This is a genomic window from Bradyrhizobium sp. STM 3843 (assembly GCF_000239815.1).
Lineage (GTDB): Bacteria > Pseudomonadota > Alphaproteobacteria > Rhizobiales > Xanthobacteraceae > Bradyrhizobium.
In genome coordinates, this window is record NZ_CAFK01000133.1 from 1 (window position 1) to 7,712 (window position 7,712).

A 7,712-nucleotide genomic window follows, 5' to 3' on the forward strand; every position below is an offset into this window, starting at 1 on the left:
TTGTCTTGCGCCCCGCCCAACGCTATGGAGCATGACCCGCAGTCGCCGTCCCGCGGCCGGGCCGTGACAAGAGTAAAAGGGCGCGATGCGGCCAGGGAGAACGCCGTCGCGCTCTCGATTTTTGACTGCATGGCCTTTCGGAAAGCCGCTCGGCACTCGTCCGGATCACGCTCTAGCCAAGAGGGGTATTTATGAAGACCGCCAAAGATGTCCTGAAATCGATCAAGGATGACGACGTCAAATACGTCGACCTGCGTTTCACCGATCCGCGCGGCAAGTGGCAGCATGTGACGTTCGACGTCAGCATGATCGAGGAAGACACCTTTGCCGAAGGCCTCATGTTCGACGGCTCCTCGATCGCCGGCTGGAAGGCGATCAACGAGTCCGACATGTGCCTGATGCCCGATCCGGTCACGGCGACGATCGATCCGTTCTTTGCCGAAACCACCATGATCATCACCTGCGACGTGCTCGAGCCGACCACCGGCGAGCCGTACAACCGCGACCCCCGCGGCATCGCCAAGAAGGCGGAGGCGATGGTGAAGTCGATGGGCGTGGGCGACGCCGTCTATGTCGGCCCCGAGGCCGAGTTCTTCGTGTTCGACGACGTCCGTTTCCAGACCACCCCCTACAACACCGGCTTCAAGCTCGACTCCTCGGAGCTGCCGACCAACTCCGACACCGAATATGAGGGCGGCAACCTCGGCCACCGCATCCGCACCAAGGCCGGCTACTTCCCGGTGCCGCCGCAGGACTCGGTGCAGGACATGCGCTCGGAAATGCTCGGCGCCATGGCCAAGATGGGCGTCAAGGTCGAGAAGCATCACCACGAGGTGGCTTCCGCCCAGCACGAGCTCGGCATGAAGTTCGACACGCTCACTTTGATGGCCGACCAGATGCAGATCTACAAGTATTGCATCCACCAGGTCGCGCACATCTACGGCAAGACCGCCACCTTCATGCCGAAGCCGGTCTACGGCGACAACGGCTCGGGCATGCACGTCCACCAGTCGATCTGGAAGGACGGCAAGCCGGTGTTCGCGGGCAACAAGTACTCCGACCTGTCGGAAACCTGTCTGTCCTACATCGCCGGCATCATCAAGCACGCCAAGGCCATCAACGCCTTCACCAACCCCTCGACCAACTCCTACAAGCGTCTGGTCCCAGGCTATGAGGCGCCGGTGCTGCTCGCCTATTCCGCGCGCAACCGCTCGGCCTCCTGCCGCATCCCCTACACCGCTTCGCCGAAGGCCAAGCGCGTCGAGGTGCGCTTCCCCGATCCGCTCGCCAATCCGTATCTCGGCTTTGCCGCGATGCTGATGGCCGGCCTCGACGGCGTGAAGAACAAGCTCGATCCCGGCCCGGCGATGGACAAGGACCTCTACGACCTGCCGAAGGAAGAGCTGAAGCAGATCCCGACCGTCTGCGGTAGCTTGCGTGAGGCGCTGGAGAATCTCGACAAGGACCGCGCCTTCCTCAAGGCCGGCGGCGTCTTCGACGACGACTTCATCGACAGCTACATCGCGCTGAAGATGACCGAGGTCGAGCGTTTCGAGATGACTCCGCACCCGGTCGAGTTCGACATGTACTATTCGGGCTAAGCTCGAACGAAAATCGGCGGATCATCGCACTATCAAAGGCGCCCCTCGCGGGGCGCCTTTTTTGCCGCGAATTGACGACGGAAGACGACGCATGTTCCTACGTCTCGCAATTATCTCTATCGCTTTCGCCCTGGCGACGCTGTGCCCCGCTCTGGCTGCGACACATCCGGTGGATTGCACGCTGACTGTGGATGGTAAGTCCTATATTGCCGGCGTCTGCGAATTTTCACGCGACAAAGGCGGCTCGTTCTCCATATACGGCGACACGTACTGGGCCATGGTGAACGTCGAGAACGGGAGAGGTGAGGCGTTCTGGAATGCGATGCCTGGCGCCACCCACGCCCAAGCTGCTCTTGGCGAGGTTCACCAGGCTGGAGGATGCTGGGAAGGTTCGCGTGTCCGGATCTGCGCGCTCGCCATAGAAGCGACTCGACTTGACGCAATCATGGCCCGCCGCCCGAAAGGATTCCTCATCTCACCGGAATATATGGACTACGCCTGCGTTTCCACGGCCGGCTATCGATTCGTGCCAGGCGCGACCCTGGCGATTGATCGATGCGACTATTTCTGGGGCGTGCGCCAGCACGTATTCCGGCTCGCAGAGAATCATCTCACAGTTGATGGCAAGCCAGAGCTTTGCATCGACGCGAAATCGGCAGCCGGCGGGAAGGATATGAGGCTCGTCGTCGAAGATTGCGCACGCGTTGCCATCAGATGGATCTACGACAAGGACAACAAGACCATCCGCTCCAGCAACGATCTTTGTTGGAATATCGTCTTTCCTGAGCGTCAGGGTGGAAATAACTGGTCGGGATCCCTGATCGCACGTCCTTGCGAACCGGATGCCGAGAAGAATGGCCGATTTGAACTCGGCGGCAACTGATTTTGTAAGCATCGTTCGAGATTCAGCACCGACGCTTCGACATGTACTATTCGGGCCAAGCCCGGGCGAAAGATCGGCCGATCATCGCACTATTAGAGGCGCTCCTTTGCGGGGCGCCTTTTTCTTGTGGTGATCACAGCGAGCCGCAGGGCTCTGTCAGGTCAAATGACCTCGTCCGAAGTCCGCATCATGGTCCGGCGCCTGCGTTGCGCCGGACCATGATGCTCAGCCTGCTTATTGTGCGAGGAAGGTCAGGGCCTGCGCGGCGAAGGCGGCGTGGTACTGGAAGATGCCGCCGTGCCCGGCATCCGGGAAAATGCTCAACTGCGCATTCGGCAACCTGCGCGCCAATTCGAACGAGTTGACCGACGGCACCATGACATCGTCATCGCCATTGGCGACCAGGACTGGATGCTGGACCGTCCCGAGCGCGGTGGCATCACCCTGCCCCCAGGCCTGGATCGCTGCAATCTGCGCCTGAATGGTGTCGTCGCTGGCGGGCGGGTCGATATCCCCGGTGCGCTCTTTCAGCCGCTGCAGAAAGTCCTCGGCGGCCGCCTGGCCGGCGGCAGTCTGAGTGAAGAACAGAAACTGCTTCGGATGCTTGTTGTTGGCGGCTGCCTTGGCGAACGCGTCCTGGAGGAGAGGACCAACATTCGCGATGCCCTCGCCGCCCGCCGGTCCCGTGCCCGCGAGAATGATCTTGCGCACCAGACCGGGGTGCTGCTGCGCAATGACCTGAGCGACGAAGCCGCCGAGCGAGAAGCCGAACAGATCGACCTTGCTCAAGTCCAAGGCGCGAATGAAGGCGACGGCATCCTGGGCCATCGCCTCGACCGTCTTGGGCGTCGTACCGCCGGACCGACCGACCCCGCGATTGTCGAACAGGATCACGCGATGCTGCGCCGCCAGGCCATCCACGATCCGTGGATCCCAATCCTCCAACACCGCCGTCAGATGGTGAAGGAACACCACCGGAATACCGTCCGTCTTACCCACCTGCCGATAAACAAGCGCGGTGCCGTTCACATCGACCGACTTGGTCGCTGCATTTGCGAAGCTGGTGCTCATAGATTTTCTCTTGGTTTGTCGTGACCTTAGACGTGGTCGCGAGGGATTGCCTATAAAATAACGATCGTTATATATCGTTCGTTATTCTATGGACAAGCGGCAATCAAGAGATTGTCAGGAGCTCGTGATGAGATATCCGTCCGACCAGAAGGCGAAGGCCAAGGCGGCCATCCTGCGGAGCGGCGCCAGCGCCTTGAGGACCAACGGCTTTAATGGGATCGGGGTTGACGGTCTGGCCGCATCGGCCGGCGTCACGTCCGGCGCCTTCTATTCGAACTTCGCCAACAAGGAAGCTCTGCTGGAGCAGGTCATCGCGACCTGCGTGGGCGAACCGTTCATCGATTCCGAGAGCGGAAGCCTCGCCGAACGCCAGGACCGTCTCCGAGACTGGCTGGCGATGTATATCAGCGCCACGCATCGCGCAGACCCGGCATCCGGCTGCGTGATGCCCACTTTGAGCGCGGATGTCGGGCGTGCAAACCCGCAGGTCCGTGCCGCTTATGAGCGCAAGATGCTGGAGCTCGTCCGTAAGATGGCGAATGTCCTGGACGGCGACGGACCCGAGCGCGAGAGGCGCGCGTGGAGCATCATTGCCATGATGGTCGGCGCCATCGCGATCTCACGTGCCATGCCCGATGGCCCTGCCGCCGATCAGGCGCTCGAGTCGGCATTGAAGACGGCAGTTGCGCTGGTGCGGTGATATTGTAGCTCGATCGCTTTGCGTTTCTCAACCAATCGAAGCAGCAAAGATGATCACTCGCCAGGGCTTGCAACATTGAGTTTCGTCCTTGCGGCAATGTCCCTCGGGGTGATCGTGGAATAGCGTGACGCATCGGCGTGTCCCGTACTCTAAAGCACCGGCAGTTCATCAAGGAACCCGTCGACGGCATCGAACACCTGCCAGCGGTTCTTCTCCATGAACACCGAATGCGTGCCTTCGCCGATCTCGACCCATCGGCGATAAGGCGCCGCCGAGAGCTTGCTGAACACCGCCTGCGCCATATCGATCGGGCAGTCACGGTCCCAATCGGCGTGGACGATCAAGACCGGCACGGTGAGCAGAGCGGGGTCGTAAAGCGGCTTGGCGGACGCCCAACATTCGCGGCTGTCCTGAACTGTTCCGTTCGGCGCGCGCAGTTTGTCGGGGCCAATGCCCGTATCGGCAAACGTCGCCTCTGCCCATGCCTCGAACCAGGCGGCCGGCAGAATCGTATCCTTCTTGTCTTCCGGAACGCCGTTCAACCAGCGGTCCTTGGTGGCCGACCGCTCGACGATGCGATAGGCACCGAGCGGACCACCGGCATCGGCGGCACTCGGCGTCGTCCGCAGCCACTGAGGCGCGATCAGAATGAGCTTGTTGACGTGCGCGGCATTCTCTGACGTGTAGCGCGACATCAGCGTCGTGCCCCATGACCAGCCGATCAGGTTGATCTTGTCAATCTCACGACGCGATCGGACGAACGCAGCCGCGCTGGCGACGTCGCGCACGGCGACGGGCGTGCGGACGATCGGCTGATTGTCCGACGCCGGCGCTTCCATTTCCGCCGGACGGGTCGATCGACCATAGCCGCGGACGTCGACGAGATAGACGTCGTAGCCTTTGTGGGCCAGATGATCCATCCAGGACAGACCATCGAGGCGCAGGTCGAACGAGGTCGATGCCGGATAGGTCGATCCTGCCACAAACAGAACGGTCTTATCGGCCGAGAACTGAACCAGATCGGAGCGGCGCTTGTTGCGGACAAAGAGTTCGATCCCAGCGGTCTCGCTTGGGATCCTCATCTCTTCGGTGATGATGGCATCGGTGATCGATTTATGCATCTCTCCGTCCCCCAAGTTAGACGAACCGCCAATCGAACTCGTCGCCGCGACGCGCGACGTAACCGGCGGAGGTGTTAGCAAAATGAGCGCTGAAAACGGTCGCGCGATCTTCCGCAGCCTGCTCGAGAAGCCAACGACGCGATGCTCGCGCGTGCTCCTTGTGCTCGCAGAACGTGCTGTTCCAGTCCGGGCGATAGACCTGCAGCGGCTGATGCATGATGTCACCGCTGAAGATGGCCTTCTGTCCGCCATCAGTGAGTTGGATGGCGACGTGACCGGGGCTGTGGCCCGGCGTCGGACGGAAGGTGAGACCGTTACCGATCGCAGCTTCGCCATCGACGATCTCGGCTTGCCCGCTCTGGATCACCGGAAGCACGCTGTCCTCGAAGATACCAGCGGAGAAGCCTTCCTTGCCGGCCGGGCCCGACCAATGATCGTACTCGGCCTTGGAGAACACGTATTTGGCATTCGGGAAAGTCGGCACCCAGCGGCCGTCGAGGAGCCGCGTGTTCCAGCCGCAATGATCGGCGTGCAAATGCGTGCAGCAGACATAATCGACCGACTCGGGCGGGACGCCCGCTTCCGCCAGCCGATCGAGGAACGGCAGGTTCAGCTGATGAAAGCGCGGCAGCATCGGACGGTTCTTGTCGTTGCCGGCGCAGCTATCGATCAAAATCGTATGATGCTTGGTCTTCAGCAGCCATGTGTGAATACTCGCGATGAAGCGGCCCTGTACCTGATCGAAGCAATTCGGGATCATCAGCGCCTTGTGCTTGTCCAGGACCGACTGATCCCAATCGGGGAAGAGGAAGTCCGGGGTGAAGCCCGGACCTCTCATTTCGGTGACCTGTTGAATGGCGATACCGCCGATGTTGTGGGTCGTTGTCATTCGAGAAGACCTTCCTGCTCGTGTGCCATTTCTTGTTCACGTGCCATTGAGGATGATGCTCGACTGCGATCAGGCCGCCGCCACGGTTGCAGCCGATGAGATCGTCGCCGTGGACGGCATGGAGCGGAGGCAGAACAACCCGATGAAGAATGAGATCGCTGAGACGATAATCACGTAGTACAGGCCGGCGTAGAGATCGCCCGTTGCGATCTGCAGGGCGGTCGCGATGGCCGGCAGAAGTCCCCCGAAATACCCGTTGCCGACGTGATAGCTGAACGACACCGACGTGTAGCGAACCTGCGGCGGGAACAGATCGGTCATCGCCGAGGCCAACGGACCGAAGATCATGCCAGCAACGATGCTGAGCGCCGACAGGATCAGAATGATCATGCCGAAATTCATCGCGCTCGTATCGGCATGGCTGGGATAGCCGGCCTGCTCGAGCGCCTGCTTCAGATTCGCCGAGAAGGCCGCCGCGTTCGGCGCCTGTCCCGCCAGGCCAAGCGGGATCGCCTTCGAGCCGACGAATACGGTCGCGACCGTTCCTTTGGCTTCCGCCTTGTTCGAATATGGCGCGCCGAACCGGATCAAGGCATTCTTGGCGATATCGCACCCGCTGGTGAATCTCGCCGTTCCGACCGGATTGAACTGGAAGGAGCACTCCGATGGATCGGCCGCGACGGTCACCGGCACGGTGGTCTGTGCGTTATAGAGCGCCGGGTTGGCGTAGAAGGTGAGCGCCTTGTAGAGCGGGAGGTAGGTGAACGTGCCGATCACGCACGCCGCCAGAATGAAGATCTTCGTGCCGTAGCGATCGCTCAACCAACCGAAGAAGATTATCGCCGGCAGCGTCAGCATCAGGGCCGCCCCAACCAGTAGATTTGCGATCTGCGCATCCACCTTCGCGGCGCCGGTGAGGAACACGAGCGAATAGATCTGCGCGCCGACCAGCAGCACGCTCTGCGGCACCACCATTGCAAACATCGCAATCAGGATGCGCTTCAGATTCGGCCACGCCCGGAGCGTGTCGTAGATCGGGGACTTCGAGAGCGTCCCTTCATGCTTCATTTTCAGAAACAGCGGCGATTCCTGCAGCTTGAGGCGGATCCAGACCGACGCCGCAAGCGGGACCACCGAACTGATGAACAGGACGCGCCAGCCCCAACCGTTGAATGCCTCGGGCGTCATGCTGGAGCGCATGACGTACACGAACAGCATCGACGCCGTGAAACCGATCGGGGCGGAGGTCTGCAGCCACGACGTCAACCAGCCGCGGCGGCCTTGCGGAGCATGCTCCGCGGTATAGGTGGCGGCGCCGCCATACTCACCACCAAGCGCCAGGCCCTGGATCATTCTCAGGAAGATCAAGATCGAGGGCGCCCACAGACCGATCGTGGCATAGGTCGGCACCAGACCGACGGCGACGGTCGCAAATCCCATCATCAGG

The 7,712-nt window shown here is 61.2% G+C and carries 7 protein-coding genes; 3 read left to right on the plus strand and 4 right to left on the minus strand.

Annotated features, from left to right (window positions below; translation table 11 throughout):
* The first annotated feature begins 191 nt into the window (after nucleotides 1-191).
* Both glnA and BRAS3843_RS16185 read left to right on the plus strand, forming a co-directional pair.
* Nucleotides 192-1,601 carry a type I glutamate--ammonia ligase gene (gene glnA / locus BRAS3843_RS16180; RefSeq protein ID WP_008970027.1) on the plus strand — a complete coding sequence of 470 codons (1,410 nt, stop codon included), beginning with the start codon at nucleotides 192-194 and terminating at the stop codon, nucleotides 1,599-1,601.
* A 91-nt stretch (nucleotides 1,602-1,692) separates the two neighbouring features.
* Nucleotides 1,693-2,484 carry a hypothetical protein gene (locus tag BRAS3843_RS16185; protein ID WP_008970028.1) on the plus strand — a complete coding sequence of 264 codons (792 nt, stop codon included), beginning with the start codon at nucleotides 1,693-1,695 and terminating at the stop codon, nucleotides 2,482-2,484.
* Nucleotides 2,485-2,718: 234 nt separating this feature from the next.
* On the opposite strand, the gene BRAS3843_RS16190 is transcribed toward BRAS3843_RS16185, so the two are convergent.
* On the minus strand, nucleotides 2,719-3,555 hold the full coding sequence (locus BRAS3843_RS16190; RefSeq protein WP_008970029.1) for an alpha/beta hydrolase: 837 nt from the start codon (nucleotides 3,553-3,555) through the stop codon (nucleotides 2,719-2,721).
* Nucleotides 3,556-3,682: 127 nt separating this feature from the next.
* On the opposite strand from BRAS3843_RS16190, the gene BRAS3843_RS16195 reads away from it, so the two are divergent.
* On the plus strand, nucleotides 3,683-4,255 hold the full coding sequence (locus BRAS3843_RS16195; RefSeq protein ID WP_008970030.1) for a TetR/AcrR family transcriptional regulator: 573 nt from the start codon (nucleotides 3,683-3,685) through the stop codon (nucleotides 4,253-4,255).
* A gap of 149 nt (nucleotides 4,256-4,404) precedes the next feature.
* Here BRAS3843_RS16195 and BRAS3843_RS16200 read toward each other — a convergent pair whose 3' ends face one another.
* The 3 genes from BRAS3843_RS16200 to BRAS3843_RS16210 all read right to left on the minus strand — a co-directional run.
* A complete protein-coding gene (locus BRAS3843_RS16200; RefSeq protein WP_008970031.1) occupies nucleotides 4,405-5,376 on the minus strand; it encodes an alpha/beta hydrolase in 972 nt (323 codons plus the stop codon).
* A 16-nt stretch (nucleotides 5,377-5,392) separates the two neighbouring features.
* On the minus strand, nucleotides 5,393-6,265 hold the full coding sequence (locus BRAS3843_RS16205; RefSeq protein WP_008970032.1) for an MBL fold metallo-hydrolase: 873 nt from the start codon (nucleotides 6,263-6,265) through the stop codon (nucleotides 5,393-5,395).
* Between the two features lie 69 nt (nucleotides 6,266-6,334).
* On the minus strand, nucleotides 6,335-7,712 hold a 1,378-nt coding region (locus BRAS3843_RS16210), incomplete at its 5' end, for an MFS transporter (RefSeq protein WP_139024878.1).

Coding starts and splice junctions, on each gene's coding strand:
- BRAS3843_RS16190 (WP_008970029.1), bottom strand. CDS start 3,555: ATGAGCACCAGCTTCGCAAATGCAGCGACCAAGTCGGTCGATGTGAAC.
- BRAS3843_RS16195 (WP_008970030.1), top strand. CDS start 3,683: ATGAGATATCCGTCCGACCAGAAGGCGAAGGCCAAGGCGGCCATCCTG.
- glnA (WP_008970027.1), top strand. CDS start 192: ATGAAGACCGCCAAAGATGTCCTGAAATCGATCAAGGATGACGACGTC.
- BRAS3843_RS16185 (WP_008970028.1), top strand. CDS start 1,693: ATGTTCCTACGTCTCGCAATTATCTCTATCGCTTTCGCCCTGGCGACG.
- BRAS3843_RS16200 (WP_008970031.1), bottom strand. CDS start 5,376: ATGCATAAATCGATCACCGATGCCATCATCACCGAAGAGATGAGGATC.
- BRAS3843_RS16205 (WP_008970032.1), bottom strand. CDS start 6,265: ATGACAACGACCCACAACATCGGCGGTATCGCCATTCAACAGGTCACC.